Origin of the sequence: Tardiphaga sp. 619_E2_N8_4 (assembly GCF_051810905.1) — a bacterium.
GTDB classification, from domain to species: Bacteria; Pseudomonadota; Alphaproteobacteria; order Rhizobiales; family Xanthobacteraceae; genus Tardiphaga; species Tardiphaga robiniae.
This window is the reverse complement of the sequence record NZ_JBPWQJ010000001.1, coordinates 3,562,276-3,588,652: the sequence shown is the minus strand read 5'-3', so window position 1 is coordinate 3,588,652 and position 26,377 is coordinate 3,562,276. Positions and strand designations below refer to the sequence as shown.

At 62.2% G+C, this 26,377-nt stretch carries 30 protein-coding genes; 8 read left to right on the top strand and 22 right to left on the bottom strand.

All coding sequences use genetic code 11. The features are described from left to right. Positions 1–51 precede the first annotated feature (51 nt). The 4 genes from AB8A23_RS17205 (at position 52) to AB8A23_RS17190 (ending at position 3,658) form a co-directional block, all read left to right on the top strand. Positions 52–765 carry an ArsR/SmtB family transcription factor gene (locus AB8A23_RS17205; protein ID WP_439058814.1) on the top strand — a complete coding sequence of 238 codons (714 nt, stop codon included), beginning with the start codon at positions 52–54 and terminating at the stop codon, positions 763–765. A gap of 72 nt (positions 766–837) precedes the next feature. Beyond that, positions 838–1,845, top strand: a complete 1,008-nt coding sequence (locus tag AB8A23_RS17200; protein WP_439058816.1) for an alpha/beta fold hydrolase — start codon at positions 838–840, stop codon at positions 1,843–1,845. 187 nt (positions 1,846–2,032) lie between these two features. Further along, entirely contained in the window at positions 2,033–2,293 is a 261-nt protein-coding gene (locus tag AB8A23_RS17195) for a GCG_CRPN prefix-to-repeats domain-containing protein (RefSeq protein WP_439058818.1), read from the top strand. A gap of 120 nt (positions 2,294–2,413) precedes the next feature. Continuing rightward, positions 2,414–3,658, top strand: coding sequence for a glycerophosphodiester phosphodiesterase family protein (locus tag AB8A23_RS17190; protein WP_439058819.1), 1,245 nt, complete (start codon positions 2,414–2,416; stop codon positions 3,656–3,658). A 9-nt stretch (positions 3,659–3,667) separates the two neighbouring features. Here AB8A23_RS17190 and AB8A23_RS17185 read toward each other — a convergent pair whose 3' ends face one another. Then, entirely contained in the window at positions 3,668–4,300 is a 633-nt protein-coding gene (locus tag AB8A23_RS17185; RefSeq protein ID WP_439058821.1) for a trimeric intracellular cation channel family protein, read from the bottom strand. A gap of 122 nt (positions 4,301–4,422) precedes the next feature. On the opposite strand from AB8A23_RS17185, the gene AB8A23_RS17180 reads away from it, so the two are divergent. Then, positions 4,423–4,692, top strand: coding sequence for a hypothetical protein (locus AB8A23_RS17180; RefSeq protein ID WP_139212566.1), 270 nt, complete (start codon positions 4,423–4,425; stop codon positions 4,690–4,692). Positions 4,693–4,715: 23 nt separating this feature from the next. Here AB8A23_RS17180 and AB8A23_RS17175 read toward each other — a convergent pair whose 3' ends face one another. The 5 genes from AB8A23_RS17175 to AB8A23_RS17155 all read right to left on the bottom strand — a co-directional run bounded on the left by AB8A23_RS17175 (position 4,716) and on the right by AB8A23_RS17155 (position 8,344). Continuing rightward, positions 4,716–5,027 carry a twin-arginine translocation (Tat) gene (locus tag AB8A23_RS17175; RefSeq protein WP_439058822.1) on the bottom strand — a complete coding sequence of 104 codons (312 nt, stop codon included), beginning with the start codon at positions 5,025–5,027 and terminating at the stop codon, positions 4,716–4,718. A 99-nt stretch (positions 5,028–5,126) separates the two neighbouring features. Continuing rightward, positions 5,127–5,834: an alpha/beta hydrolase gene (locus AB8A23_RS17170; protein ID WP_439058824.1), complete on the bottom strand. Its 708-nt coding sequence runs from the start codon at positions 5,832–5,834 to the stop codon at positions 5,127–5,129. 57 nt (positions 5,835–5,891) lie between these two features. Then, on the bottom strand, positions 5,892–6,560 hold the full coding sequence (locus AB8A23_RS17165) for a Fic family protein (protein ID WP_439058825.1): 669 nt from the start codon (positions 6,558–6,560) through the stop codon (positions 5,892–5,894). Next, positions 6,557–6,769: a hypothetical protein gene (locus tag AB8A23_RS17160; protein WP_139069822.1), complete on the bottom strand. Its 213-nt coding sequence runs from the start codon at positions 6,767–6,769 to the stop codon at positions 6,557–6,559. Before AB8A23_RS17160 ends, AB8A23_RS17165 begins: the two co-directional genes overlap by 4 nt. Before the next feature lie 42 nt (positions 6,770–6,811). After that, on the bottom strand, positions 6,812–8,344 hold the full coding sequence (locus AB8A23_RS17155; protein WP_439058827.1) for an acyl-CoA carboxylase subunit beta: 1,533 nt from the start codon (positions 8,342–8,344) through the stop codon (positions 6,812–6,814). Between the two features lie 179 nt (positions 8,345–8,523). Between AB8A23_RS17155 and AB8A23_RS17150 the strand changes: the two genes are divergently transcribed. Continuing rightward, positions 8,524–8,982, top strand: a complete 459-nt coding sequence (locus tag AB8A23_RS17150; protein ID WP_184517839.1) for a DUF4260 domain-containing protein — start codon at positions 8,524–8,526, stop codon at positions 8,980–8,982. Between the two features lie 10 nt (positions 8,983–8,992). Here AB8A23_RS17150 and AB8A23_RS17145 read toward each other — a convergent pair whose 3' ends face one another. The 12 genes from AB8A23_RS17145 to AB8A23_RS17090 all read right to left on the bottom strand — a co-directional run bounded on the left by AB8A23_RS17145 (position 8,993) and on the right by AB8A23_RS17090 (position 20,305). Beyond that, positions 8,993–9,664, bottom strand: coding sequence for a carboxymuconolactone decarboxylase family protein (locus tag AB8A23_RS17145; RefSeq protein ID WP_089268192.1), 672 nt, complete (start codon positions 9,662–9,664; stop codon positions 8,993–8,995). Positions 9,665–9,776: 112 nt separating this feature from the next. Then, positions 9,777–11,006 carry an HlyD family secretion protein gene (locus tag AB8A23_RS17140; RefSeq protein WP_439058830.1) on the bottom strand — a complete coding sequence of 410 codons (1,230 nt, stop codon included), beginning with the start codon at positions 11,004–11,006 and terminating at the stop codon, positions 9,777–9,779. Further along, entirely contained in the window at positions 10,999–11,448 is a 450-nt protein-coding gene (locus AB8A23_RS17135; RefSeq protein WP_439058831.1) for a hypothetical protein, read from the bottom strand. Before AB8A23_RS17135 ends, AB8A23_RS17140 begins: the two co-directional genes overlap by 8 nt. Positions 11,449–11,686: 238 nt before the next feature. Further along, a complete protein-coding gene (locus AB8A23_RS17130) occupies positions 11,687–11,953 on the bottom strand; it encodes an EscU/YscU/HrcU family type III secretion system export apparatus switch protein (RefSeq protein WP_093761235.1) in 267 nt (88 codons plus the stop codon). After that, complete coding sequence (gene fliK, locus AB8A23_RS17125; RefSeq protein WP_439058832.1) at positions 11,950–13,674, bottom strand: flagellar hook-length control protein FliK; 1,725 nt, start codon at positions 13,672–13,674, stop codon at positions 11,950–11,952. Before fliK ends, AB8A23_RS17130 begins: the two co-directional genes overlap by 4 nt. A 57-nt stretch (positions 13,675–13,731) precedes the next feature. After that, positions 13,732–14,523 (bottom strand): ATP12 family chaperone protein, encoded by a 792-nt coding sequence (locus AB8A23_RS17120; protein WP_439058833.1) that lies wholly within the window; start codon positions 14,521–14,523, stop codon positions 13,732–13,734. Positions 14,524–14,599: 76 nt separating this feature from the next. Then, positions 14,600–14,923 carry a hypothetical protein gene (locus tag AB8A23_RS17115; protein ID WP_231080296.1) on the bottom strand — a complete coding sequence of 108 codons (324 nt, stop codon included), beginning with the start codon at positions 14,921–14,923 and terminating at the stop codon, positions 14,600–14,602. 29 nt (positions 14,924–14,952) lie between these two features. Next, a complete protein-coding gene (gene bluB, locus AB8A23_RS17110; protein WP_244628637.1) occupies positions 14,953–15,585 on the bottom strand; it encodes a 5,6-dimethylbenzimidazole synthase in 633 nt (210 codons plus the stop codon). A 52-nt stretch (positions 15,586–15,637) separates the two neighbouring features. After that, the gene (locus tag AB8A23_RS17105) at positions 15,638–17,098 is read right to left on the bottom strand and encodes an RluA family pseudouridine synthase (RefSeq protein WP_439058835.1); all 1,461 of its coding nucleotides are present in this window, start codon (positions 17,096–17,098) and stop codon (positions 15,638–15,640) included. After that, a complete protein-coding gene (locus tag AB8A23_RS17100; RefSeq protein ID WP_439058836.1) occupies positions 17,095–18,426 on the bottom strand; it encodes a replication-associated recombination protein A in 1,332 nt (443 codons plus the stop codon). The genes AB8A23_RS17105 and AB8A23_RS17100 overlap by 4 nt, the downstream gene beginning before the upstream one ends. Next, positions 18,423–19,835: a DegQ family serine endoprotease gene (locus AB8A23_RS17095; RefSeq protein ID WP_439058837.1), complete on the bottom strand. Its 1,413-nt coding sequence runs from the start codon at positions 19,833–19,835 to the stop codon at positions 18,423–18,425. The genes AB8A23_RS17100 and AB8A23_RS17095 overlap by 4 nt, the downstream gene beginning before the upstream one ends. A 65-nt stretch (positions 19,836–19,900) precedes the next feature. Beyond that, positions 19,901–20,305 (bottom strand): winged helix-turn-helix transcriptional regulator, encoded by a 405-nt coding sequence (locus AB8A23_RS17090; RefSeq protein WP_439058838.1) that lies wholly within the window; start codon positions 20,303–20,305, stop codon positions 19,901–19,903. A gap of 120 nt (positions 20,306–20,425) precedes the next feature. Between AB8A23_RS17090 and AB8A23_RS17085 the strand changes: the two genes are divergently transcribed. Continuing rightward, positions 20,426–21,439 carry a zinc-binding alcohol dehydrogenase family protein gene (locus AB8A23_RS17085; RefSeq protein ID WP_439058840.1) on the top strand — a complete coding sequence of 338 codons (1,014 nt, stop codon included), beginning with the start codon at positions 20,426–20,428 and terminating at the stop codon, positions 21,437–21,439. Positions 21,440–21,804: 365 nt separating this feature from the next. Next, positions 21,805–23,250: a porin gene (locus AB8A23_RS17080; protein WP_439058841.1), complete on the top strand. Its 1,446-nt coding sequence runs from the start codon at positions 21,805–21,807 to the stop codon at positions 23,248–23,250. 95 nt (positions 23,251–23,345) lie between these two features. On the opposite strand, the gene AB8A23_RS17075 is transcribed toward AB8A23_RS17080, so the two are convergent. From AB8A23_RS17075 to rpsK, 4 genes are all read right to left on the bottom strand, one after another. Beyond that, positions 23,346–24,140, bottom strand: a complete 795-nt coding sequence (locus AB8A23_RS17075) for an SDR family NAD(P)-dependent oxidoreductase (protein WP_439058843.1) — start codon at positions 24,138–24,140, stop codon at positions 23,346–23,348. A 136-nt stretch (positions 24,141–24,276) separates the two neighbouring features. Next, entirely contained in the window at positions 24,277–24,690 is a 414-nt protein-coding gene (gene rplQ / locus AB8A23_RS17070; protein ID WP_089268182.1) for a 50S ribosomal protein L17, read from the bottom strand. Between the two features lie 124 nt (positions 24,691–24,814). After that, positions 24,815–25,846 (bottom strand): DNA-directed RNA polymerase subunit alpha, encoded by a 1,032-nt coding sequence (locus AB8A23_RS17065; RefSeq protein WP_089268181.1) that lies wholly within the window; start codon positions 25,844–25,846, stop codon positions 24,815–24,817. A 99-nt stretch (positions 25,847–25,945) separates the two neighbouring features. Continuing rightward, the gene (gene rpsK / locus AB8A23_RS17060) at positions 25,946–26,335 is read right to left on the bottom strand and encodes a 30S ribosomal protein S11 (protein WP_068731453.1); all 390 of its coding nucleotides are present in this window, start codon (positions 26,333–26,335) and stop codon (positions 25,946–25,948) included. Between the last annotated feature and the right edge of the window lie 42 nt (positions 26,336–26,377).

Here is a 26,377-nt window from a genome sequence, read left to right as displayed (position 1 = left end):
GCCTGGATATAGCCGCTTGATCGACTGTAATACTTCGATTAGCGTCGAAGTATGAAAGCAGGTCCGGACATCGCCATGGTCGCTGCACTTGTTGGCGATCCTGCGCGCGCCAATATGCTCACGGCGCTGATGACAGGCCGTGCGCTGACCGCGAGTGAGCTCGCCCAGGAAGCCGGGATTACGGCGCCAACCGCGAGCTCACACCTCTCCAAGCTCGAAGCCGGTGGCCTGATCGAGCCGGAAAAACAAGGGCGCCATCGCTATTACCGCCTCACCGGCCCCGATGTCGCCGGTGTGCTGGAAGGTCTGGCCGGCCTGGCGGCCCGTGCGGGCCATCTTCGCGTGCGCACCGGGCCGAAAGAACCCGCATTGCGCCGCGCACGGATTTGCTACGATCATCTCGCCGGCGATCTTGGCGTGCAGATGCTCGACAGTATGCGGGCACAGAAGCTGATCCGGCAGACCGAGCGGGTCATCGAACTCACGACTCAGGGCAGCCGGTTCGTCGCTGAAGAATTGAGGATCGATCCGACGACGCTGGCGCATCCGCGCCGGCCGGTCTGCAAGGCCTGCCTCGACTGGAGCGAGCGCCGCCACCATCTCGCCGGCACACTTGGCGCCGCCATCATGATCTCATTTACTGCCATGAAATGGGCGGCCAGAGACCCCTCGCCCGGCAGCCGCGTGGTGCATTTCACCCGCAGCGGCGAGAAGCGCTTCGAGGCATTGTTCGGCACCACCGGCGACGCCATCCGGAAAACGTGAAGACGCCGGCTTACCTTCGCCGCAATGCAGCCTGAAACCGCGCCCGACCTTCCTTCTCCTGGAGTCTTCTCGATGAACCGCCTGCTGCTCGCTGCGCTGATTGCAACCCTGCCGTTCACCTCATCGCAAGCGGCCGAGCCTCCTGCGGCGCGCGAGCCTTACGGCATCGGCCTCGAAGGTTTCCCCTATCCCTACCCCGTCAACATGCTGCCGCTGGTTAATGACGGCGAGCAGCTGCGCATGGCCTATATGGACGTGCCATCGAGCAAACCGAACGGGCGCACCGTGGTGCTACTGCACGGCCGCAATTTTCCATCGAGCTACTGGGCGCCGGTGATCGGCACGTTGAACGATGCAGGTTACCGCGTCGTGGTCCCCGATCAGATCGGCTTCGGCAAATCGTCGAAGCCATCAGGCGATCTGCATTTTGACAACCTTGCCCGCAACACTGTTGCGCTGATGGATCACCTCGGGATCGCGAAATTCGACATCGTGGCGCATTCGCTGGGCGGCATGTTGAGCGTGCGCATTGCCCGCGCTTATCCCGATCGCATCGATCACCTGCTGCTCGCCGCGCCGATCGGACTTGAGGACTATCGGCTCTATGTGCCACCGACACCAACCGAAAAGATTCTGGAGAACGAAGACAAGCTGACGGCGGAAGGTTACCGCAAACAGCTCGAGGTGAACTATTCGCTGAAGATGCAGCCCGACCAGGTAACGCCCTTTATCGACGCGCGTTTCAACATCAAGGGATCGCCGGAATATCCGCGCTGGCTGCGCGCCTTCGTCAGTTCGGCGCAGCTCATTTATCGCGAGCCCGTGGTCCACGAAATTCCGCTGATCGCCCTGCCGACCCTGTTCATCATGGGCGCCGACGATCACAACGCACCGGGCAAGCCGAATGCGCCGGAAGCGTTGCGGCCAAAGATGGGCCAGAACGCCGATCTGGCCAAGGCGCTGGCGGCGAAGATGCCGAACGCGAAGGCCGAGGTGCTTCCGGACGCGGGCCATATCGTGTTTCTCGATGCACCGGCCAAATTCAACGAATTGATGCTGGGCTTCCTCGCGGCGAAGTAGCAACTGCCGCGCCCTACTACGCGGATATCCCGAAACATTCATGCTGTATTCAGATCGAATCGGCTTAATCGTGCTGTGCAGCGTTGATCCCCAGCAATTTTCTTGCCCGTAAGAGTCCTGCAGCGGGTGATGCGATGCCATCATTATTCTCTGCGCCGCATCGCGGCACCATCGAGGGAGAACACGAATGAAGACGATCTTTGCGGCAGCCTTGTTTGCCGTTAGCGTCGGGGGCATCGGTGCCGCCAGCGCAATGCCTCTGGCTCCGCTGAGCACAGCCGAGACGGCTGGCGTGATCCAGGTCGCTCAGGGCTGCGGCCCCGGCTATGCCCGCGGTCCCTATGGCGGTTGTCGCCCGATGTTCCGCGGCCCGCCGCCGCGCGGCCCGGGTTACTGCCCCCCCGGCTTTTTCCGCAATCCCTACGGCCGCTGCATCCGCCGCTGGTGATCGCTGCATAATCCTGACGAAGAAGACCCCGCCTATGGCGGGGTTTTCTGTTGCCCACGAGCCGGTTACAGCCGTCACACGAAGATGACAGAATGACACTTCGCTATTCTGGAGATCGTCATGTCGCGCGCTTTGCGTCGTCTCATACTGGCCGGGCTGCTCGGCCTCTCATCGCTGACGACCGGCCGCGCCGACACCATCGCACTGCCCGAGCCGCAGCTCGGTCCGCGGCCATTCTATCTCGTCGACAAGATGAAAGACGGCCCGCTAAAGACGAAGCTGAGCACCTGCACCGGACCATTTCGCAGGAGCGATTTCTCCATCGCCCATCGCGGCGCGCCGCTGCAATTCCCCGAGCATACAAGGGAGTCCTATCTCGCTGCGGCACGCATGGGCGCAGGCGTGATCGAATGCGACGTGACTTTCACCAAGGACCGCCGGTTGGTCTGCCGGCATTCGCAATGCGACCTGCACACGACAACGAACATCCTGTCGATGCCATCGCTTGCAGCGAAGTGCACGCAACCCTTCAGCCCCGCCGATCCCGCGACCGGCAAGAAGGCGTCGGCGAAATGCTGTACCAGCGACATCACGCTGGCGGAGTTCAGGACGCTCACGGCGAAGATGGATGCCGGCAACACGACCGCGACCACCGTTGCGGAATATCAGAACGGCACGCCGCGCTGGCGCACCGACCTCTATGCCAGCTCGGGCACGCTGATGACCCACGCGGAGAGCATCGCGCTGATCAAGAGCCTCGGCGCCAAATTCACGCCCGAGCTGAAGGCGCCGGAAGTGCCGATGCCATTCGACGGCGATTACAGCCAGGAGAAATACGCGACCCAGATGCTCGACGAATATCGTGCCGCCGGCATTCCGCCTGGCGACGTATTTGCCCAGAGCTTCGATCTCAACGACATCAAGTTCTGGATCCGCACCGCGCCGGAATTCGGCGCGCAGGCGGTCTATCTCGACGGCCGCTATGAAACACCGGGTTTCGATCACATGCGCGCGGAAACGTGGAAACCGTCGATGGCCGAACTCAAGGCCGCCGGCGTCAAGATTCTCGCGCCGCCGATCTACATGCTGCTGACGCTTGATGGCACCAACAAGATCGTGCCCTCCCCTTATGCCAAGGCAGCGCGCGACGCCGGCCTCGACCTGATCACCTGGTCGCTGGAGCGCGACGGGCCACTCGCAAACGGCGGCGGTTTCTTCCATCGCTCGGTCAAACCCGCCATCGACCGCGACGGCGACACACTGACGGTGCTGGACGTGCTGGCGAGAGACGTCGGCGTGCGCGGTGTGTTTTCCGACTGGCCGGCCACGACGACGTTCTATGCGAGCTGCATGGGGCTGCGCTGACGCCGCACGCTATTTGGCGTCACTGTCGTAGATGAATTTGGGCATTTCCAGCTTCAGCCGGATTGCCAGCAGGCGGAGCGCCAGTCCGGTCACGGCCGCAACGAGCGTCACCAGATCGGGACTGAATCCGTATTTAATGCCGCCGATATACAGAAGCCCCGTGACGATCGACACGCTGGCATAGAGCTCGGCGCGAAACAGCAGCGGCACGTCGTTGCACAGCACATCGCGAATAACGCCGCCGACGCAGCCGGTGATCATCCCGGCCACGACCACAATCAGCAGTGGCTGATCCATGGCGAGGGCGATGTTGCAGCCCATGATGGTGAAAACCACAAGACCGATGGCATCGAGCACCAGAAACAGCGCGTGAAAGCGATGCACCACGCGCGCAAGCCCGATGGTCACGAGCGCCGCGCCGCCGGTCAGCAACAGCAGATAAGGGCTTTTCACCCACCACAGCGGATAGTGCCCGAGCAGCATGTCGCGCACCGAGCCGCCGCCGAGCGCCGTGATGCAGCCGAGCATGGCAACGCCAAGCCAGTCCATCTTGCGCCGCCCAGCCGCCAGCGCAGCCGTCATCGCCTCGGCAACGAGCGCGATCATGGCGAGCGGAAACAGCAGGGCTTCGGTATGGGGCATGGGACTCGTCGGCAGCGGATGACGGCGACCTGTAACACAAATCCGTGCATGCGGTGACCGGCGGCGGACAAATCCCCGCCATCTTCCTGAGCCTCCATCACAACCTCACAGCAGGAGGTGTCATGACCCGTCTGTTTCTCACTCTCCCCATTCTGCTCATGGCTGGCGCGGCCATGGCGGAGGACGCGCGGCTGTCGATGCCCTATTACGGCAGCGCCACCATGAATGCCGATGACAGCCTGGTGCTGCATTTCACCCGCACGGTGGACGGCAAGCCGGCTGACGGCTCGCAGACCTTTGCCCCCGGCGATCGCAGCTATGACAACGTGCGTCGCCACCTGAGCGGCATTGAACCCGGCCAGACCAAACCGCTGACGCCCTGGAGAGACTGAGCGTCAGCACAAACGGGCTTGCCCTACCAGTACCGGCGGCGCCAGTAACGACGACGGACCCGATAACGGCGACGCCAGCCCCAATGCCGGCGGCGATAACCCCAGAAACGACGCCGACGCCAGCCGCGGCGACGCCACTGGACTTGTTCAGGCTGGAGACGATCGACGTCGTCCTGCGACGCCACCGCGGCTTGAGGTTCTGTGTCCAGTTTGTGGTTGTCGAGCGGATTCGCCGGCAGCAGCGGCGCGGCCTGAGCCTGCGTGATGGCCTGAGCGGCCAAGCCGACACCCGCGGCAAAGCCGAAGGCGATCTTCAGAAAATGACGGCGTTCCATCGCGATCCCTCCTGATATCCGTGAGGGCATCAGGATCGGACCAGTGGCATGAATGGAAACTGAATGTGCGCGGGAACTCACACATTCGGCATCTCGCCGTTATCGAAAGCCCGCGGCCAGTCCGACGACCTGACCATCGAGGCCGTTGAAACCATGATATCCCCGCGCCTCGCACGGATCGCCGTCGTTGCGTCCGCCGCTCAGCCACGCCACGCGGGCGCGCCCGGCCGACCATTTCACGAAGGGATCGACGCCCGCCGGCGCGGTAAACTTGCAGCCGTCATTGCGATGATGGATGACCAGCGTACGCGGCAATGCCGAGGGCGAGCCGACGATCGACATCACATTGCTGCCGCCACCCGACTCCGCACTGAGAAAGCCCGAGGTCAGCACCAGCGCATCCGGCCGCGCGCCGCGCGCAATCCCCTCGGCGGCACGCTGCGTGCCACGGCTGGTGGCCACCACCGTCACCGGACGCTTGATCGCGGCCATGTATTGCACGGCGCTGGACAGATCGGTCCCAGCATCCACCACCAGCACCGCGAGCCCCCGCGCCGCATAGGCGCCGCGGGTCCGCACCAGCTGATTGCCCTTCAGCCCGTTGATCTCGCCATGCTCTCCCGGGCTGATGGCGCCGCTGCCGCCCGGCATCAGGATCACGCTGGCGCGCGGCGATGCGGGTTTGATGAGCACGGCGCGTGAGCCACCGACGGTGACGGTTTCGTCGGCAATAGCAATACTGTTGGAAAAGCAGATCAGGGTTAGAAAAGCCGCGATCCGGAGGACCCAGACAGGAGCCTTCGTCATGTCAAACCTCGCTGGTCGACTATCAAGGGTGCTGCACCCACTATACTATACTGTGCGCTAATCTGGTAATTTCCCGCCCGCAGCTTGGTAAAAGCCGGCAAGTTGATTTGCCAGCAGTGACGCTAACAGCGTCTCCATCTTGGACACATCAATCTTGCCTTCCCGACACGCGGCATCCGCGGCGTCCAAAGCGTCGAAATATGGTTTGCGATTGTCTACGATCTGATCAGGTATCGTTGGCGTGCCAGGAAGTATCGCTCCCGCTCGGATCGAAAGAACAACATAGGAAATAATGCGAGAAGTTCGTCCGTTTCCATCAGCGAATGGATGGATCCAGTTCAACCGCCACATCAGATAGGCGGCGAGATGGATCGGCGTGCTATCGTTCCAGTGTTCATTGACGTAGTCGCACATGTCCTCGATCAATTCGGGGACAAGATGCGCTCCAACAGGCTCGTGCCTGCTTCCCTCGATAGCAACCCCGCCTGGACGATAGTTGCCAGCGTAAGAGCTTATGCCGACCAGCGCTTCTCGCTGAAGGCCGAGAATCAATGAAGGGCGCAACTTAAACGAACCACGTTCCAACGCGGTTTGGATTGCACCAAGAGCTGCGTCGTATTGCCGAAAGCCGTTGCGGGCTTCGGCTGCAGCCTTCGCTTGCGGATCGGTAATTAACTCAGGCTCGAGCGCGCGGCTATCTCGCCGTTCGCGCTCTTCTCCAGTCATTTGCCTTCCTTGGCAAGCTTTTCGGCTTCACGATCAACCATGTCGCGGGTGATCAAATCGTTCTCGAAATGAGTATTGCCATAGACAAAGCTACGCCGCTGCTGCTCACGGTGCTCAGGGCTTGGCTGAGCAGTTTTTGCAGCATCAAGAAGTTTTTTTAGAGCGTCGGTCATCACTGCAATATAAGCGACTCGCCCGAGGGATTCCACGAAAATTCATCACCCAACTGATGGGTGCACCCAAGTTCCACTCTACAACGGCATATTGTCGTGCTTCTTCATCGGCACTTCCAAATGCTTGTCCTTCAGCATCGCCAGCGCGCGGGCGATGCGCTTGCGGGTGGAGTGCGGCATGATCACGTCGTCGATATAGCCGCGTTCGGCGGCCACAAACGGCGACAGGAAGCGGTCTTCATATTCCTTGGTGCGCGCGGCAATCTTGTCGGCGTCGCCGATGTCCTGGCGGAAGATGATCTCCACCGCGCCCTTGGCGCCCATGACGGCGATCTGCGCCGTCGGCCAAGCATAGTTCATGTCGGCGCCGATTTCCTTCGAGGCCATCACGTCGAACGCGCCGCCATAGGCCTTGCGGGTGATCACGGTCACCAAGGGAACGGTGCACTGGCTGTAGGCGAACAGCAGCTTGGCGCCGTGCTTGATGAGGCCACCATATTCCTGCGCGGTGCCCGGCAGGAAACCCGGCACGTCCACGAAGGTGACGATCGGAATGTTGAAGGCATCACAGAAGCGTACGAAGCGCGCAGCCTTGCGCGAGGCGTCGCTGTCGAGCACGCCGGCCAGCACCATCGGCTGGTTGGCGACGAAGCCCGCAGTCTTACCGGCGATGCGGCCAAAGCCGGTGACGATGTTCTTGGCAAAGGTCTCGGCGATCTCGAAGAAATCGCCCTCGTCCACGACCTTGAGGATCAGCTCCTTCATGTCATAGGGCTTGTTCGGATTGTCGGGGATCAGCGTGTCCAGCGACAGGTCGGTACGCTCGATGTCGTCGAAGCTCGGCCATTCCGGCACGCCTTCGGTGTTGTTGGCCGGCAGGAAGTCGATCAGCCGGCGCATCTGCAGCAGCGTCTCGACGTCATTCTCGAACGCGCCGTCGGCGATCGAGGATTTCGTCGCATGCACGCTGGCGCCGCCGAGTTCTTCGGCGGTGACAACCTCGTTGGTCACGGTCTTCACGACGTCGGGACCGGTGACGAACATATAGCTGGTGTTCTTCACCATGAAGATGAAGTCGGTCATCGCCGGCGAATAGACGTCGCCGCCGGCGCAGGGTCCCATGATGACGGAGATCTGCGGGATCACGCCGGAGGCCTGGACGTTGCGGCGGAACACGTAGGAATAGCCCGCGAGGGCCGCGACGCCCTCCTGGATGCGCGCGCCGCCGGCGTCATAGAGGCCGATGATCGGCGCCCGCGCCTTCATCGCCATGTCCTGCAGCTTGGTGATCTTGAGCGCGTGGGTCTCGGACAGCGAGCCACCGAACACGGTAAAATCCTTGGCGAAGACGAAGGTCTTGCGGCCGTTGACGGTGCCCCAGCCAGTGACGACGCCGTCACCGGGAATCTTGGACTTTTCCATGCCAAATTCTACGGAGCGGTGTTCGACGAACATGTCGAATTCCTCGAAGGACCCCTTGTCGAGCAAAAGCTCAATGCGCTCGCGGGCGGTCAGCTTGCCCTTGCTGTGCTGCGACTCGATGCGCGTCTCGCCGCCGCCCAGTTTGGCGCCTGCACGACGCGCTTCGAGGGTGTCCAGGATGTCTTTCATGTGCTCCAGCCCGTGAATGTCACGTGTTATCGCCCGCGGCGGCCGCGGGGTTTGGGCGAGGTTCTAGCATGGGGTTTTGAGCGGTGGAAACGCCCATCAGGAAGGGTTGAATCCCCCAAAATCGCATGGCGCCGGCGGCGATCCTGCCTATATCCGGATCAGACAAGGGAGAGCGCCGGATGACCAATATCGTGATCAATGAAAATAGTGGCGCAGCCACGGGCGGCGTACGCGATCTGCTGCGCTGGGAAGGCGCGGCACTGTTTGTCGGAATGACGCTGTTCTACTGGATCTCGGGTGGGCCCTGGCAGATCTACGCCTTGTTTTTCTTCGTCCCGGACCTCAGCATGCTGGCCTATCTGGCCGGCCCGCGGATCGGCGCAGGGGTCTATAATCTGGTGCATGCGACCATCGCGCCGCTACTGCTCGCGCTCGCCGGTATCGCTACCGCCGAGCCGATCGCCGGTTCGATCGCACTGGTCTGGTTCGCCCATATCGGCTTCGACCGCGCGCTCGGCTACGGGCTGAAATACGACGCCGGCTTTCGCTTCACCCATCTCGGCCGCATCGGCAAGGATGCGACCGCACCGGCCACGGCGGAAAACCCGACAACCGGCAACCCGATCAAGGCTGCCTGACGCGTCGGCCTCACGGCTCGCCGGGCTTGAACGGCGCCTCCTTGCCGGGCGGTGTGCTCTCCTCGGCCATCGCCAGCAACATCGCCACCATCACATAATTGCCGGCTACGGCCGTGAGATCGACGATCTGCTGATCGTTGAAGATCTTCTTGGCGCGCGCATAGGTCGCGTCGGAGACCTTGTGCGTGCTCGTCAGCTCGGTGACGAAGTCGTACACCGTCGCCTCGTCTTCAGCCATGTTCGCCGGCCGCTTGTTGGCCTTGAGATCGGCGATGATATCGGGCGACAGCCCCGCCTTCTGCGCCAGCGGCGCATGCGCGAACCACTCGACCTGCGAGCGCCATTGCCGGCCGATGATGATGATCGCGAATTCATTGAGCTTGACCGGAACGGACGTGTCCCAGCGCAGATAGGCGAACAGGTCGAACAGCTTTTGCCCGAGCACCGGGCTGCGCATCATCGGATTATAGGGACCGGCGAGCCCCACGCTTGAGACCTTCATTACCTGCTCGCCGAGCGGCTTCTGGCTGGCGTCGAGCTGATCCATGGTGAGCTGCGGAAAACGCGGCTCCTTGCTGGTGGCAGGCTGCGCAAACATGGTGGCGGCAAACCAGCCGCTGGCCGCTGCAAGCGCGAGCGACGACAGTCCGATGGACGACATCCAGAGTGATGGGGACTTCATGATTTCCTCCGTGAGCTTTTTTCTTGTTCACGAAGGCTAGTTCAACGGGCATAGCAGCGCCAGTTCCGGAGCGTCCCAGAACGACCGCCTCGCCCCGCAGAATGCGCGGAGCTCAGTGACCGTTCATCACCAGCGTCTTGACAGGAAGCAACAACGCCTGGATCCGCAGCAACATCGCGTGGACGACCCCAACGGCATCGACGGCATGAAGCGCCAGCCACTTGAAAGAACCGATCCCCTTCGCAGCGATGGCGTCATGATTGCTGGTATAGGCATTGACGATACAACTGCTGCCGGGCGTCACGCCGTCGAGACCGCCCTGATAGATTGGCTCCAGGAATGTGAGGATGGTACCCGGCGCGCGGACTTGCTGCGCTTCCACCAACTGCTCGCCGCCGCGAAACTGACCGGCCGCGATATAGTTCTGGACGCCGGTCACCACCATCGGGATGACGGTCCACGGCTTCGAAATACAGGTCGCCTCGGCAACCATGCCGACCTTCATTACCTGCGCTTCAATCTGCCCAAACCCTGCCGAGAGCACGCGGCCCGCATTCTCCGGAATGAGAATGCCCGCTGATCGCATGACGGGATTGACGACATCGCCGACGCGAAGCGTGAACTGCTCGACGCGCCCGTCCACGCCTGCGCGAATGAACGTCTTGTCGAGATCGACTTGCGCCTCCGCGAGTGCCGCCTGCGCGCTGGCCTTCTCCGCCGGCAGCAGCGCGGAGATACGCGTCATCGCGGATTGTCGCGCGGCCATGGCTGCATCAAGCGCCCCCTGGCGGCCGGTCAGCAGCACCTCGAGTTTCTCGATATCACGTTGCGGCACCATACCGGGATTGCGCTTCTGCAGCTCACGCTTGGTATCGAGTTCGTCCGAGGTCTGCTGATAGGAACCCTTGGCCTCCTGCGCTTGTCCTTCGGCCTTCAGAATATCGGCCTGCGCCGCCAGCATGGCCGCATCGACCTCGGCAATCTTGCGCCGCGCGGTCTCCATCGACGCTTCCTGCTTGGCGTTATCGAGACGAAATATCACATCGCCCTTCCTGACCGGCGCGCTGAACAGAACGTGCACCTCCGCCACCCGGCCATTGACCTCGGGCAGGATCGGCACGGTCCGATAGAACAAGGTCGCGCTTGTCGTCGACGGATGAAAATAGAAGATGACGGTGATCAGAGCGACGGTCAGCATGACGCAGGCCGTGATTCCCCATCTGAGTTCGAACCACACCGAATAGAACGTGATCTCCCGGCCCAGGCGCTTGCCTTGTGCGTAGCGGCGATAGAGATAGTCCGGAAAAACCGTCAGCAGCGAGCAGAGGAGAAGTTCAAGCATGACCGTGCCCTCCGGCTTCGCCGGGACGGCTCGATGTTTCTGCCGTGACAGGGAGCGGTGGTGGTTCACCGGACAGCTCGGTGGTTTCGCTGGTAGCATCGCCGTCGGCAATCTTCCGCACCGATCCTGCGATACTGCGCAGCGGCGTGCTGAAATCCGGCAGATCGATCATCGCCAGCAACAGCCCGATTATCCAGAATAGATGGTTGTGGGTGAACAACGCGATCAAACCCAACACGGCCACGATTTCAAACTGCAGCTTCTGCGACTTGTGCGCCATCCGCTCCGGCATGCTGTGCAGGCGCAGATACAGATTGCCGACCATCATGATGGAGCCGATCAGAACGATTCCGACCACAACCATGAGCGTATCATTCTCACCGGGAGGGGTAATGAAGCCAGGCAGATGATGCGGAGCGTTCGGATGCAGCGTCTCACTCACGTGATCCCCCATTCCCACAGCGTCAGGCGAGCACTAGCCTCTCCCGGGTTTCATAGTTGCACAAAGCTGGGACTTGGCAAGCATCAGCTTGTGCGCGATAGGAAATGCGCTGCAACAAATCTACATTCATGCCGGGCGGACTGAGGGTTGATAGCTCGCGGATGCGAGATCACCAGCCTCGAAAGGTCGACGCAGAACAGTTCAACGATCTGACATGTATCGCGGCCGAATGACGAGGCTAGTGTGCGCGGCCCGACAGCCTGAGCACGAAGACCAGCACTTCCGCGACAGCCTTGTAGAGCTCGGCTGGAATCTCATCACCGATTTCGACATTCGATAGTGCGCCGGCGAGTACTTCATTTTCCTCGATGGGAATATCGTGGGCCTTGGCGACCTCGATGATCTTCTCACCGATCGCGCCCTTGCCTTTCGCGGTGACAACAGGCGCGCCGGTCTTGTCGTAATGCAGCGCGACGGCGAGCGATCTTTTGGGCTGCACGATCATAGCGCGCGATCCAGAAAATGCCCCGCCGATGCCGGCGCGGGCTGCATCGGTGCACCCTCGCGGACCACGATGTCGCCCGGCTGCAGATTGGCGCGGATCAGCGCCTGATTGAGCTGCGCCGTACCGGCCTGCAATTGCAGCGCTGTCGCCGCACGCTCGGCCCACATCCGCACCGACGTCTTGTCGCCAGTCAGCGAGACCAGCGCATGGACCGGGCCAGCGGGCTCGACATCGAGCGAAAAGCGCGCCCGCCAGACCTGCTTGGCAGCTTCAGCCTCGCTGCCATTGCCGCCATCACGCGAAATCTCGAACTGCGCCATGGCGGTGCCGTTCGGTACAGCAAACGGAATTTCAAAACTCCAGCGCGGCGATGCCTGATCGAGCCGCGGCGCTGCAAGACCGTCCGCACGATCCGGCAAGGATGCCACCTGCAGCAGGGTCTGGCGCGCCAGCGCCGCATCGGTATCCGCGAGCAGATGATGCACGGTGGTGCCCAGCGGCGCATTTGCCGGGAGTGTCGGCAAAGCCATCGGCTGTGCCGTCGGCAACCCGCCGCGCAACGGCGGCGGCGGCAGGGTGTTGCGCGCGATGTTCGTTTCGACACCCGGCTGGCCCGCTGGCGCCTTCGTAGCGGGCAGCAGATCCATCATCATGCTGTCGTCGAACACCAGCGATGCCGCACTACCCATGCCCTTGGGAGCCGTCTGCAGCGCGTCGCGAAGCAAGTTGAACGCGGCCCGGTTCGCCGTCAGTTGTGCAGCCGCTTCGGGGGCTTTTGCCACGGCCGGCGCGCTTTGAGCCACAACATCGAGTCCGGGCTCATCTGCAGCGAGAAGTCCAGCCTGCTGCAGCGGATCGTTCTTGATGCTGGCCTTGGGCAACATGGCTGCTGTCGCCGCAGCGGCTTGCGCCTGCTGTACGGTGACCTGCGCCACGACATTGGGGAGCGCGTTTGCCAATGCCGATACTGGCTGCTCCAGCGTCGCTGCATTCGCCGGTACTGACGTCGTGCTCTGGGTCGGACTCGCGGTGGCGAGCGTCGTCGCCAACGCCTGGCGCAACACGATCAACGCCGCTTTCATGTCGGGCAGCCCGCCTTGCGGCAGTGATCCCTTGGCCAGCGATGACTCCAGAAACAGGCCGGAATTCTGGAACGCCGATTTGACTTCCTCGCCGGTGAGCTGGGCGTCGAGCGGCGGACGTTGCGCCAGTACCTGCGCGACCGCCTGCTGGAGCTGCGGCGGCAGACCCGTCAGCGAGGTGGCGGCTCCGAGATTGGCAAATAGCGTGGCCAGGCTCGCCTGCTGCGTCACGGCACTTTGCGTGGCGGTGGAGACCGCCTGTGCTTCCAGCGATGTCAACTGGATCTTGGAGGTCGCGATGGCATTGGCGAGATTGATCGGCAGGTCTGGCGCGAGGGTCACGTCGCCGGAGGACGTACCGCCCGCCTGCCCCGCAGCTGTATTCTGCGGGGTGACGACGGCAAGCTGGACATTGCCGTTGTCCGTCTTCGACACTGCGAATTGTAGAACTTGCCCGGCCTGCAACGGCACCTGCGATTGCACGTCGATCGTGCTGTGCCCGATGGCGAGACGGACCTGATTGTCTGGCGAGACCAAGAGCACGCGGCCGGCAATCACGCTGCCGGGCTGAAACGCGACTTCGCTCGCCACGCCCTGCGCGGAGACAACCGGTAAGATCGAGTTGACGGGAGTCGGCATGGTGAGCGGCACCGGACAATGGTGCAGCTACGCTAGTTAACAGCCGTTAACTTCCGATTAACCCGCTGACGGCGTGACCGCCTTCAGTACCAGCACGGCAGCCTTGAAATCCACCTGCCGCGCCGCGCGCCGCGCAGCGACTTCCTCGTCGAGGCCCCACTTCTCGATGTTCCAGTCCTCGTCGACAAAGGCGGCGGTCCAGACCTGATCGGCATTCAGATGGCCATGGAGCAGCGCCAGCGCGAGCAGCGCCGAGCCGGTGATCGTCGTCACCAGATGCAGCGCGGCGATCGCCCATGGATCGCTCGGCAGCGCCGCACGGGCAGATGCGACGGCCTGTTCGGGCTGGCTGACATGCACGATGCCCTCAGCCAGGATGAAATGCGCGCCGAGATCATCGGCAGCCCAGAACAAGACAGGGTCCCATGCCGCAGCCTCGCGCGCGATAAGCGCCTCGGGATAGCCGGCGCGATAGAACAGCAGATCGGTGCTGAAGTATTTTGCGATATCGTCAGCCACTGCCTGGGTCTGCGCCTCATCGCGGATCGCATCGATTACGCTGTTGGCGAGGCGCGTCACCGGCATGCTCGTGGGATCGATAACATCCTGCTGCGCATCCCATTCCGCAACCATGACCTCGGCAATGGCTGATGTAGGAACGACCAGCGGATGGCGCGACGGCGTGCGCACGGTCTTGTCGTCGAGCATGATGGCAAAGCCATCCGGTGTCTCGCTCATCCCAACGGTCTTGTAGAAGCGCTTGCGCTGCGGACCTCGCGTCGACCGTCGCACCGCCTCTTGCGGATCGAGCTGCGACTGGCCGTACACTTCGTCAAACAATTCACGCATCGATGGTCTCAATTCCTGTTCGCCAGCCGTCAATTTACGCGACAGACGGGCGCCACGCGAGACCAAATCGCTCGTATTAGCGATTGGCGCAGGCTCGCGAATAGGTCGCACGATCATTCGGGCCGAGACCCGCAGCGGCGCCATCCTGCAAACAGTCGGTGATACGATCGCTGAAGGACCTCCGCGCCTGCGGCACATTCTGCTGCCGCGGCAGATCGCCGAGCTGAGGCACGACAGGTACTTCTATCCGCGGCGGTGGCGGTGCGGGCGGCAGTGGCGTGATCAAAGCCGGGTTGCCGGGCACTCCGATAACCTGCGCGACCGCAGGCGCAGCAGAGAGCGCCGCCGCAACGGCGACCAACAGAGCGAATGGGATGGAGCGATGTCTCATTCGTCTCATGTTGTCACGATCCCGCATCACATCAAGTGTCAGCGCCGGACAATGTGATCCGCTGCCGAATGACGGCGTTCCCATCCGGCGCGCTCGAGTTCCGGCCGATCGTCGTCGATCTCCGGATAACCGATGCAGAAATAGCCGATCAACCGCCAGTCACGAGGTATATCGAGGGTCACGGCAATCGCAGCAGGATCGAGGATCGAGACCCAGCCCATGCCGATGCCTTCAGCGCGCGCGGCGAGCCACATGGTTGCGATCGCCGTCACCACCGAATAGTCCGCCATCTCCGGCATGGTGCGGCGGCCAAGGCCGTGGCCGACATCCGTCGCGTGGTCTGCAAATACCGCGAGGTGGCATGGCGCTTCGCGCAGACCGGCGAGCTTGAGCGTCGCATAGCTCTGCGCGAGTTCGCCGGTATAGGCGCTCAACGCCTCGGCATTGCAGGCGCTGAAATTCTCCAGCACCGCCTGACGACGTGACGCATCGTCGACGATGACAAAGCGCCATGGCTGGCTCAGGCCCACCGAAGGCGCGAGGCACGCGGTATCGAGCAGGCGATCGAGAAAGCCCGCGGGCAGTGGATCGGACTTGAAGCGCCTGATATCGCGACGCCACACAAACAGATCATGCAGACGCGCGCGAAACGCGGCGTCGAAATCGGGCACGTCGGCGGTTGCCGACGTCGCGCACGGGATGTTGTCGGAGCCCGACAACGCCCTACTCTTCCGGCGCATTCTCGATCGGATCGAACCGGTCGTGTTCGAGACCGAGCAAGTTCCACGACTGCAGCATATGCGGCGGCAGCGGCGCCGTCGCGTCGATCACGCCGCCGCGCGGATGCGGGATCACGATGCGGCGCGCCAGCAGATGCAGGCGCTTCTGAATGCCGCCCGGCAAATGCCAGTTCTCGATGTTGAAATATTTCGGGTCGCCGACGATGGCGTGGCCGATATGCGCCATATGCGCGCGCAACTGATGCGTACGCCCCGTCACCGGTTTCAGCGACACCCAGGCGAGTTTTTGCGCTGACGTCTCCACCACGGCGTAATAGGTCACCGCATGGCTTGCGCCCTCGTCGCCATGTTTGGCGACGCGCATGATGGTGTCTTCTTCGTTCTCTTCCTTGGCCAGATAGGTCGAGATGCGTCCCTGCTTAGGCTTCGGTACGCCGGCAACCAGCGCCCAGTAGATTTTTCGCGCAGAGCGTTCGCGGAACGCGCCGGTGAGCTTGGTCGCCGCAAACCGCGTCTTGGCGATCAGCAGGCAGCCCGACGTTTCACGGTCGAGACGGTGCACCAGGCGCGGCTTCTGTCCCTTGGCGTCGCGCATCACTTCCAGCATCATGTCGACGTGACGTGTCATGCCCGAGCCGCCCTGCACGGCAAGGCCGGCAGGTTTGTTCAGCACCATGACGTCGGCGTCCTCGTAGATCGTCATCTCCTTGAGCGCCTGTAGAGTCTTGTTGGCAGCCTCGGAGAGTTCACCGACGACCTTCGGCGCATCGAGCTTCAGCGGCGGAATGCGGACGGTCTGTCCCTCTTCTAGGCGATCCTTGCTGTCAGCGCGCTTGCCGTTCACACGCAGCTCGCCTTTGCGGACGATGCGCTGGATATGGGAGAACGACAGGCCGGGGAAATGCGCTTCGAGAAAGCGATCGACGCGCATGCCGTTCTCGTCAGGCGTGACGATTACGTTCTGCACGGCGGTGGGGAGCGGCGCCGGCGCGACTTCCGGCTTCGCCGGTTCTTCATCGAGATAAGGCGCGGGCATCCGCGGCTCACGCAGCGGCGCGTTGCCATAACGCGGCGCGGCCTTACCGCCCGGACGCGAACCGGAAGGACGCGCGCTTGGCGGACGCTTGCCGGCCGGACGCTCGGACCGCTGCGGCGCATCGAAGCGCTCGGCTCGTTCGGCACGCTGAGGGCGTTCGGATCGCTCGGCACGTTCCGGCCGCTCGGCCCACTCTGAGCGTTCACCGGCACGCGCACGCGGCGGACGCGCACTCATCGGGCGATCGCTGCTCACGCGGCCAGCCTTGCCGAATGACGGCCGCTCGCCCTTCGACGCGGCGGCCTTGGTTACAGCGCCCTTCGGGGCGGCACCCTTGCCACGCGGCGCCTTGCTGCGCTCACCACCGGGACCACGCTTGGCGAGAGGCTTCTTGTCGCGACGGCTCATGATTGTCTCTCGTTCCTCAGTCTGGTCCAGTAATCCAGCCGCTTGCGAATCTCGCGTTCGAACCCGCGCTCCGGCGGATCATAGAAGGTCTGACGCCCCAAGGCTTCCGGGAAATAGTCTTGGCCAGAGAAAGCTTCGGGCGTGTCGTGGTCGTATTGGTACCCGTCGCCATAGCCTTCGGACTTCATGAGCTTGGTCGGCGAGTTGAGGATGTGTTTCGGCGGCAGCAGCGAGCCACCCTCTTTCGCAGCCCGCATCGCGGCCTTGTAGGCCATATAGGCAGCGTTCGATTTCGGCGCGGTGGCGATGTAGATCACGGCCTGGGCGATGGCGAGTTCGCCTTCGGGATGGCCGAGAAAATCATAGGCATCCTTGGCGGCGTTGCAGATCACCAGCGCCTGCGGATCGGCGAGACCGATGTCCTCCACCGCCATCCGCACCACGCGGCGCGCCAGGAACAGCGGATCCTCGCCGGCGTCTAACATCCGGCACAGGTAATACAGCGCTGCGTCGGGATCGCTGCCGCGCACCGACTTATGCAGCGCCGAGATCAGATTGTGGTGGCCATCGGCCGACTTGTCGTAGATCGGCGCACGGCGTTGCAGGATGTCCTGCAGTTGCGCGGCATTGAAGATCTCATTGGTCCGCGCGGCGCGCCAGACTTCTTCCACCAAAGTCAATGCAGCGCGGCCATCGCCATCGGCCATGCGCACCAGCACGGCGCGCGCCTCGGCATCGAGCGGCAATGCACGGCCTTCGACCTTCTCCGCATGCGCGAACAGTTTCTCGATGGCGGCCGCATCCAGCGACTGGAACACCAGCACACGCGCGCGCGACAACAGAGCGGCGTTAAGTTCGAAGGATGGATTCTCGGTGGTGGCGCCGACCAATACCACGGTGCCGTCTTCCATGACCGGCAAGAATGAATCCTGCTGCGCCTTGTTGAAGCGATGCACCTCGTCAACGAACAGCAGCGTACCCTTGCCCATCTCGCGGCGGGCACGTGCGGCTTCAAATACTTTCTTCAGATCGGCAACACCGGAGAACACCGCTGAAATCTGCTCGAACTGCAACTCAGTGGCATCGGCCAGCAGGCGCGCGACGGTGGTCTTGCCGGTGCCGGGCGGTCCCCAGAACACCAGCGAACCCAGCGTGCGGGTTTCCAGCATGCGCGTCAGCGCACCATCGGGCCCGAGGATGTGATCCTGCCCGACCACGTCGGACAGCACACGCGGCCGCAGCCGCTCCGGCAGCGGACGCGGCGCGTCCTGCTCCAGCCCGGCTGCGGCAAACAGGTTTGCGGACAGAGTGGGTTGTTTCGGGCTCATCCGCCGAGTGTAACGTTGATCTGCTGACCGCCGCGCACCACCACGATGCGCCACAGCCGCGCGCCGTCGCGCGTCACCTTGTCGAGATCGCTGGTCTTGCCGATCTTGGTGCCGTTGACCGCGATGATGAGATCGCCCTTCTGGAAGCCGACGCCAGCCGCAGTGGCCGAGTCGGTCAGCTCCGTAATGACGACGCCTTCGGTGCTGGAATCCAGCCGCAACTCGTCGGCAACGGCCGGCGAGATATTGGCGACCTTGGCGCCCTGGAATGGCGAACGCGCCGTCAGCGTGATCTCATCGCGGCCGGTGTCGGGCGCAGCTTCGAGCGCAACGGTCAGCTTCACCGGCTTGCCGCTGCGTTGTGCATCGAGCTGCGCAGTGCCGCCGAGCGGGCGCGTCGCGAAGCGATATTCGAACGCGTTCGGATCCTCGATGGCCTGGCCATCGATGGCAGTCACGAGATCGGAGACCTTGAGACCGGCCTTTGCAGCCGGGCTGTTCGCGGTGACATTGACGACCAGCGCACCCGAAGGCGTCTTCAGGCCGAGCGTCTCGGCGATCTCAGGCGTGATGTTCTGCAGCCGCGCGCCGAGCCACGGACGCTTCACGGCCTTGCCGCCGCTCTTGGCGGAGGCCACGACGACGCGCACCATATTCGCCGGGATCGCAAAACCGATACCCTGCGAGCCGCCGGAGCGCGAGAAGATCGCGGTGTTCACACCAACCAGCTTGCCGGTCATGTCCACCAGCGCGCCACCGGAATTGCCGGGATTGATCGCAGCATCGGTCTGGATGAAGAACTGATAGTCGGTGATGCCGACCTGGGTGCGCGCAAGCGCCGACACGATACCGTGGGTCACGGTCTGGCCAACGCCGAACGGATTGCCGATGGCGAGGACGACGTCACCAACCAACAGATCGTCGGAGTTGGAGAAATCCAGCGTCGGGAATTTCTCCTTGCTGTCCTTGATGCGCAGCACCGCCAGATCGGTGCGGCTGTCCTTGAGCACGATCTCGGCCTCGAACTCGCGCTTGTCCGCCAGTGACACCTTCACCTGGTCGGCGCCTTCGATGACGTGGTTGTTCGTAACGACGAGGCCCGATGCGTCGACCATCACGCCCGAACCGAGTGAGCGCTGCATCTGTTCCGGCTGCATACCCTGGCCGCCGAAGAAGCGGCGGAACACCGGATCGTCCAGCAGCGGATTGCGGTTCTGCACCGTCTTGGCCGCATAGACATTCACCACGGCCGGCTGCACCCGCTGCACGATCGGCGCGTAGGACAGCTTCATTTCCGTGGGCGATGTCGGGACCCGGCGATCTTGTGCAACAGCCGGCGCGAGCGCGGACGACAGAACAATGGCGCACAGAGCGGAAGCGGTCGCAGCGTTGCGGAAAAATGGGATCATCGGGGCCTCTTTGAGGAAATCGCGGCGAATATAGGCTGCTGAGCGGGGCAATAGAAGGGCGGGAACTAACTTGCGTCCGCCGGCACATCCTTCTCCACCGGCGCCTTTTTGCCCGGCTGGGGCGCTACGGCCGCGGCCGACTTCTGGCGCATCTTGTGCGCATCACCCCACGCCTTGAGGGCATCGATGACCGGGCGCAATCCGAGCCCGGTTTCCGACAGTGCATATTCGACCCGCGGCGGGACCTCGGCATAGACCGTCCGGACGATCAGCCCATCCTCCTCAAGCGCGCGCAGCTGTTTGGTCAGCATACGTTGGGTGATCCGTGGCATCAGCTTGCGCAGCTCGCCGAAACGCAGCCGCCCCTGCTGCAGATGATACAGGATCACGCCCTTCCATTTGCCGTCGATCAGATCGAGCGTCACCTCGACCGGACAGCCCGGCCCATTGCCGAAATCACGCCGTTTCATCGCAAATATCCAATAGTATCCATTTGGTGACTATATCCCTGAAATGACAGTACTTGCAATTATTGTCGCCTCGGGACACCTCTTCGGGACATTCCCGCCAGGAGCTATGGAGCGCACCCAATGAAGGCAGTCGGCTACACCAAATCCCTCCCGATCGACGCCGCTGACGCGCTGGTCGATTTCGAGGCTCCGAAGCCCGAACCGACCGGTCGCGACATCCGCGTATCGGTGAAGGCGATCTCGGCCAATCCCGTCGATTTCAAGGTGCGCAAGCGCGCGGCGCCAACCGCCGGCGAAACCAAGATCCTCGGTTATGACGCCGCCGGCGTCGTCGATGCTGTCGGCCCCGATGTGACGATGTTCAAGCCGGGCGACGATGTGTTCTATGCCGGCTCGATCCAGCGCCAGGGCACCAATGCCGAGTTCCATCTGGTCGATGAGCGCATTGTCGGCCGCAAGCCCTCCTCGCTTTCCTTCGCACAGTCTGCGGCGTTGCCGCTCACCGCGATCACCGCCTGGGAACTGCTTTTCGATCGGCTCGGCGTCACACCCGGCAAGAGCCTCGATCCACGCACGCTGCTCATCATGGGTGGCGCCGGGGGTGTCGGTTCCATTCTCATCCAGCTTGCACGCCGCCTCACCGGGCTCACGGTTGTGGCAACGGCGTCGCGGCCGGAAACGATCAAGTGGTGCCAGGATCTCGGCGCACATGCGGTGATCGATCACAGCAAGCCGCTGAAGGAGCAGATCGACGCATTGAAACTGCCGCCCGTCGCCCTCATTGCCAGCCTCACGGGGACGGAACAACACTACAAAGCACTTGCCGATCTGATCGCACCGCAGGGCAAGCTCGGACTGATCGACGATCCCGTTGAATTCAACATGTCCGCGTTCAAAGGCAAGGCCGTCTCGGTGCACTGGGAATCCATGTTCACGCGATCGTCATTCCAGACGCCCGACATGATCGCGCAGCATTACCTCCTCAACGACGTCGCAGATCTCATCGACAAGGGCGTGCTGCGCACCACGCTCGACAAGACCTTCGGCACCATCAATGCCGCGAATCTCAAGCGCGCGCATGCGCTGCTCGAATCCGGCAAGTCGCACGGCAAGATCGTGCTCGAAGGCTGGTGATCACGGAACTGCTACCCACGAAATTCCCGCCTGGAGACACCTACGATAACAGAGCGCATCCATGGATGCGCTCTTCTCATATAATAGCTAATTACGATAGCTAATTATCTAAATCGCTTGTGATCGAAAAGCGACACCGCGGTGTCGTTCACTACAATGCGATGCGGGTTTTACAAAACTGTCGCAAAGCTTGCCTAATTTGCCCGCGAGCTCAACGGTAGCTCGCTTGTTAAATGTGAACGGCGCCTGGCGAGAGCCTCCGGACGTTCTCTTTCGCAAGATCACAAACACAGATCCATACGCGTCCATCACCTGCGGAGCAATTCGCGGGGCGTGTCGGATTTTGTCTTCTACAGGGGTACTCCATGTCTTTCACGACACACAAAATCCTGGGCACACTCGGCGTGATCGGCGCGCTGGCCGCAGGCCCGGCGCATGCGCAGTCATCGAATGATGAGATCGCCGTATTGAAAGCGCAGCTCCGCGCGCTGGAAAAGAAGCTCGATAACGTTCAGAAGCAGGCCAACACCACGCAAAAGCAGACGGAATCGGTCAAGCAGAATTTTGCGAATGCCAACGCTGCCATGCACAAGAAGGCTGTGCCCTTCATCAACGCGAACCTGACGATGCCCGGCAACCGTCCGACCTTCTGCACCGACGACGGTCTGAACTGCATCGCCATCACCGGCCGTCTGCACCTCGACACCGCCGCCTATTCGTTCTCGCCGAAGTCCGCCGGCACCAGTCCCCAGAGCGTGAATGACGGCATCAACGCCCGTCGTGCCCGCCTCGGCCTGATCGGCACCTTCAACAAGGATTGGGAATACGGCGTGATCGTCGATGCCGGCGGCACCACCGATGGCGACGTCACGCTCAACAACGCCTATGTCGCCTATAAGGGCATCAAGGGCTTGCTGATCCAGGGCGGCTATATCGACGTGCCGTATACGCTGGATGAAGCGACCAGCTCGAACAACATCATGTTCATGGAACGCGCAGCTTCACAGGTTCTCGCGACCAGCCTCGCGGCAGGCGACAACCGCGCCGCGTTCGGTGGTCAGGTATTCGGCGATCAATACTGGGTCGGCGCTTACGTGACCGGTCCGACGACCGGCCTCAACGTCAATCACAGCCAGCCGCAGCCGCTCGGCGCCACCTTCCGCGCCGTCGGTCTGCCGATCAACAACGAAGTCGGCACCGTCCTCGTCGGTTTCGACGCGCTGTATCTCGCCCAGACCGGTGGAGTGACCAACAACACACTCGGCATGTCCGATCGCATCGAAGTTCGCGTCGATCCGGCGACCAACGCATTGCTTAACACCGGCACTATGAACTTCGTGAACAATGCCCGTGTGCTGAGCGGTGAAGCCGCCGTCAAGTTCGGCAGCTTCATGGCATCGGGCGAATACTTCGACTACAACATCCAGCGCAGCAACGGTCTGTCCGACCTGAGCTTCAATGGCGGTTACGGCCAGGCCAGCTACGTCATCACCGGCGAACAGCACAAGTACAACACATCGGCCGGTGCCTTCGGCGGCATCAACCCGGCTCGCCCGGTCAACTTCGCGACCGGCGATCTCGGTGCGTGGGAACTGGCGGTGCGCTACAGCTATGCCAGCCTGAATGACGGCGTCATTCGCGGCGGCGAGCTGAAGAACACCACGGTCGGCGTGAACTGGTATGTGAACCAGAACATGCGCTTCATGTTCAACTGGATCCACGGCACCGTCGACAAGTTCGCCGTCAACAGCAACGTGAACACCGGTGCTGACTACGACGTGTTCGCGATGCGCACCCAGGTGGCCTTCTAAGCGCACGCATCGTCTCCGCGGTCTCGCGGCATGACGTCCTCAACGAATAAAGGCGGCGCTTCGGCGCCGCCTTTATATCTTTGCGGGGCGTACGCTTATGCGATGGTCTGGACGATCCCGCCTTCCGCACGCAACGCTGCACCGTTGGTCACCGATGCCTCCTTCGACGAGACATAGACGACCATGTTCGCGATCTCCTCGACGGTCGCAAAACGCTGGATCAGCGACGTCGAACGGTGCTGCTTGACGAAGTTGGCAGCAGCCTCTTCGACCGATTGCCCATTCTGTTTGGCGAGATCCTTGACGAAGGTCTCCACGCCTTCCGACATGGTCGGTCCGGGCAGCACGGAATTGACCGTCACAGCCGTGCCCTTGGTGAGCTCCGCGAGGCCACGCGAGATCGCGAGCTGCGCTGTCTTCGTCATGCCGTAGTGGATCATCTCGCCAGGAATGTTCAGTCCGGACTCCGATGAGATGAAAACGATGCGACCCCAGTTGCGCTTCAACATGCCCTGCATGTAGGCGCGCGACAGACGGATGCCTGACATGACGTTGACCTCAAAGAAGCGGGTCCAGTCCTCGTCGGGAATGTCGAAGAAACCCTTGGGCTCGAAGATACCGGCATTGTTGATGAGAATATCGACCTCGGGGAGCGCCGACGCGAGCGCGTTGCAGCCCTCCGCTGTCGACACGTCGGCAGCGACACCTTTCACCTTGGCCCCGGGCACGACCTTGGTGATCGTAGCGATTGCCGCGTCCACCTTGCCCTGACTGCGGCCGTTCACAACAACCTGAGCGCCAGTGGCGGCCAGGCCCTTGGCAATGGCGTGACCAATGCCCGAGGTTGAGCCCGTCACGAGTGCTGTCTTGCCCGTCAGATCGATCTTCATATGCATACTCCCGTTTGAATGACGGAGCTGATATCGGAACGCGGATTGAAAGATGCAACTGCATCCAAAAGACGAAAGCACAACAAAAAAGCGGCGCACAAGGCGCCGCTTTTCCGAAATTCTGATGTGCAGTGGCTTACGCCGCTTCGGAAGCGCCCTGCACCGGACCCGAATCCTTGCCCTTGGCGTCTTCGTCGCGATCGACGAATTCGATCAGCGCCATCGGGGCGTTGTCGCCGTAGCGGAAGCCGGCCTTGATGATGCGGGTGTAACCGCCCTGGCGATCAGCGTAGCGCTTGGCCAATACGTCGAACAGCTTGCGGACCTGATCCTGGTCCTTCATCTCGCTGATAGCCTGGCGGCGCATGTGGAGGCCGCCCTTCTTGCCGAGGGTGACGAGCTTCTCCACGATCGGGCGGAGCTCCTTTGCCTTCGGAAGCGTGGTGATGATCTGCTCGTGCTTGATCAGCGACGCGCACATGTTGGCGAACATCGCCTTGCGATGTTCTGCGGTGCGGTTGAGCTTGCGATGAACCTTGCCGTGACGCATTGGAATATTCCTTATATTTCAGTTTGCCGCGACGGTTCGTCGGACATCATGTTGCAGGTGGGCTGCCTGCGTTCGCCCATAACGCCATGGCCGGGTTAGACCCCGGCCACGCCGCTCGTGATGCTCAGTAGTGATCTTCGAAGCGCTTGGCCAACTCGTCGATATTTTCCGGCGGCCAACCGGGCACTTCCATGCCGAGGTGCAGACCCATCTGGGCGAGCACTTCCTTGATTTCGTTCAACGACTTGCGGCCGAAGTTCGGAGTGCGGAGCATTTCTGCTTCCGACTTCTGAACGAGGTCGCCGATGTAAACGATGTTGTCGTTCTTCAGGCAGTTTGCCGAACGTACCGAGAGCTCGAGTTCGTCGACCTTCTTGAGGAAAGCCGGGTTGAAAGCGAGATCCGGAATGACTTCCTGAGCAACTTCCTTGCGGGGCTCTTCGAAGTTCACGAACACGTTGAGCTGGTCCTGCAGGATGCGCGCGGCGTAAGCGACCGCGTCATCCGGCGTCAGCGCGCCGTTGGTCTCGATGGTCATCGTCAGCTTGTCGTAATCGAGGATCTGGCCCTCACGGGTGTTCTCGACCTTGTACGACACCTTGCGAACCGGCGAGTACAGGCTGTCGATCGGGATCAGGCCGATCGGCGCGTCTTCCGGACGGTTATGCTCGGCAGCGACGTAGCCCTTGCCGCCGGCAACGGTGAATTCCATGCGGATCTCGGCGCCCTCGTCGAGGGTGCAGATCTGCAGGTCGGGATTGAGAACGGTCACATCGCCGACAGTCTGAATGTCGCCGGCGGTCACGACGCCCGGGCCCTGCTTCTTCACGACCATGCGCTTCGGGCCTTCGCCCAGCATCTTGATCGAGATGTCCTTCACGTTCAGCACGATGTCGGTGACGTCTTCACGCACGCCGGCAATCGAGGAGAATTCATGCAGCACGCCGTCGATGTGCACCGACTGCACGGCAGCGCCCTGCAGCGAGGACAGCAGGATGCGGCGGAGTGCGTTACCGAGGGTCTGACCGAAACCGCGCTCAAGCGGTTCGGCAACCAGGGTCGCAAAACGGGTAGGATCGCTGCCAGGGGTTACCTGCAGCTTGTTCGGCCGGATAAGTTCTTGCCAATTTTTCTGGATCGTCACTGTGTCACCCATGCCATCAAACTCACCGGCGTTGGAGATCGCGGATCAGTCCGCGTAAGTCGCATCGCAAAAGCGATCGCGGGCAGCCGAGCCACCCGCGATCAAAAAGTATCAAACGCGCCGACGCTTGCGCGGGCGGCAACCGTTGTGCGGGATCGAGGTCACGTCGCGGATCGAGGTGACCGTGAAGCCCGCGGCCTGCAGAGCGCGGAGAGCCGATTCACGACCCGAACCCGGACCGCCGACTTCGACTTCCAGCGTGCGCATGCCGTGTTCCTGCGCCTTCTTCGACACGTCTTCAGCAGCAACCTGCGCTGCGTACGGGGTCGACTTACGCGAGCCCTTGAAGCCCATCGTACCAGCCGACGACCAGGCAATCGTGTTGCCCTGCGCGTCGGTGATGGTGATGGTCGTGTTGTTGAACGACGAATTCACGTGCGCGATGCCCGATGCAATGTTCTTGCGCTCGCGGCGACGAATACGTCCGGCTTCCTTTGCCATCTCTAACCTTTCTGAGGATCTCAACGCCGCCGTAATGCCAGC

Bases quoted from the DNA above. Each gene is read 5' to 3' on its own strand.
- AB8A23_RS17205 (WP_439058814.1), top strand. From the start codon at position 52: ATGAAAGCAGGTCCGGACATCGCCATGGTCGCTGCACTTGTTGGCGAT.
- AB8A23_RS17200 (WP_439058816.1), top strand. From the start codon at position 838: ATGAACCGCCTGCTGCTCGCTGCGCTGATTGCAACCCTGCCGTTCACC.
- AB8A23_RS17195 (WP_439058818.1), top strand. From the start codon at position 2,033: ATGAAGACGATCTTTGCGGCAGCCTTGTTTGCCGTTAGCGTCGGGGGC.
- AB8A23_RS17190 (WP_439058819.1), top strand. From the start codon at position 2,414: ATGTCGCGCGCTTTGCGTCGTCTCATACTGGCCGGGCTGCTCGGCCTC.
- AB8A23_RS17185 (WP_439058821.1), bottom strand. From the start codon at position 4,300: ATGCCCCATACCGAAGCCCTGCTGTTTCCGCTCGCCATGATCGCGCTC.
- AB8A23_RS17180 (WP_139212566.1), top strand. From the start codon at position 4,423: ATGACCCGTCTGTTTCTCACTCTCCCCATTCTGCTCATGGCTGGCGCG.
- AB8A23_RS17175 (WP_439058822.1), bottom strand. From the start codon at position 5,027: ATGGAACGCCGTCATTTTCTGAAGATCGCCTTCGGCTTTGCCGCGGGT.
- AB8A23_RS17170 (WP_439058824.1), bottom strand. From the start codon at position 5,834: ATGACGAAGGCTCCTGTCTGGGTCCTCCGGATCGCGGCTTTTCTAACC.
- AB8A23_RS17165 (WP_439058825.1), bottom strand. From the start codon at position 6,560: ATGACTGGAGAAGAGCGCGAACGGCGAGATAGCCGCGCGCTCGAGCCT.
- AB8A23_RS17155 (WP_439058827.1), bottom strand. From the start codon at position 8,344: ATGAAAGACATCCTGGACACCCTCGAAGCGCGTCGTGCAGGCGCCAAA.
- AB8A23_RS17150 (WP_184517839.1), top strand. From the start codon at position 8,524: ATGACCAATATCGTGATCAATGAAAATAGTGGCGCAGCCACGGGCGGC.
- AB8A23_RS17145 (WP_089268192.1), bottom strand. From the start codon at position 9,664: ATGAAGTCCCCATCACTCTGGATGTCGTCCATCGGACTGTCGTCGCTC.
- AB8A23_RS17140 (WP_439058830.1), bottom strand. From the start codon at position 11,006: ATGCTTGAACTTCTCCTCTGCTCGCTGCTGACGGTTTTTCCGGACTAT.
- AB8A23_RS17130 (WP_093761235.1), bottom strand. From the start codon at position 11,953: ATGATCGTGCAGCCCAAAAGATCGCTCGCCGTCGCGCTGCATTACGAC.
- fliK (WP_439058832.1), bottom strand. From the start codon at position 13,674: ATGCCGACTCCCGTCAACTCGATCTTACCGGTTGTCTCCGCGCAGGGC.
- AB8A23_RS17120 (WP_439058833.1), bottom strand. From the start codon at position 14,523: ATGCGTGAATTGTTTGACGAAGTGTACGGCCAGTCGCAGCTCGATCCG.
- AB8A23_RS17115 (WP_231080296.1), bottom strand. From the start codon at position 14,923: ATGAGACGAATGAGACATCGCTCCATCCCATTCGCTCTGTTGGTCGCC.
- AB8A23_RS17105 (WP_439058835.1), bottom strand. From the start codon at position 17,098: ATGAGCCGTCGCGACAAGAAGCCTCTCGCCAAGCGTGGTCCCGGTGGT.
- AB8A23_RS17100 (WP_439058836.1), bottom strand. From the start codon at position 18,426: ATGAGCCCGAAACAACCCACTCTGTCCGCAAACCTGTTTGCCGCAGCC.
- AB8A23_RS17095 (WP_439058837.1), bottom strand. From the start codon at position 19,835: ATGATCCCATTTTTCCGCAACGCTGCGACCGCTTCCGCTCTGTGCGCC.
- AB8A23_RS17090 (WP_439058838.1), bottom strand. From the start codon at position 20,305: ATGAAACGGCGTGATTTCGGCAATGGGCCGGGCTGTCCGGTCGAGGTG.
- AB8A23_RS17085 (WP_439058840.1), top strand. From the start codon at position 20,426: ATGAAGGCAGTCGGCTACACCAAATCCCTCCCGATCGACGCCGCTGAC.
- AB8A23_RS17080 (WP_439058841.1), top strand. From the start codon at position 21,805: ATGTCTTTCACGACACACAAAATCCTGGGCACACTCGGCGTGATCGGC.
- AB8A23_RS17075 (WP_439058843.1), bottom strand. From the start codon at position 24,140: ATGAAGATCGATCTGACGGGCAAGACAGCACTCGTGACGGGCTCAACC.
- rplQ (WP_089268182.1), bottom strand. From the start codon at position 24,690: ATGCGTCACGGCAAGGTTCATCGCAAGCTCAACCGCACCGCAGAACAT.
- AB8A23_RS17065 (WP_089268181.1), bottom strand. From the start codon at position 25,846: ATGGGTGACACAGTGACGATCCAGAAAAATTGGCAAGAACTTATCCGG.
- rpsK (WP_068731453.1), bottom strand. From the start codon at position 26,335: ATGGCAAAGGAAGCCGGACGTATTCGTCGCCGCGAGCGCAAGAACATT.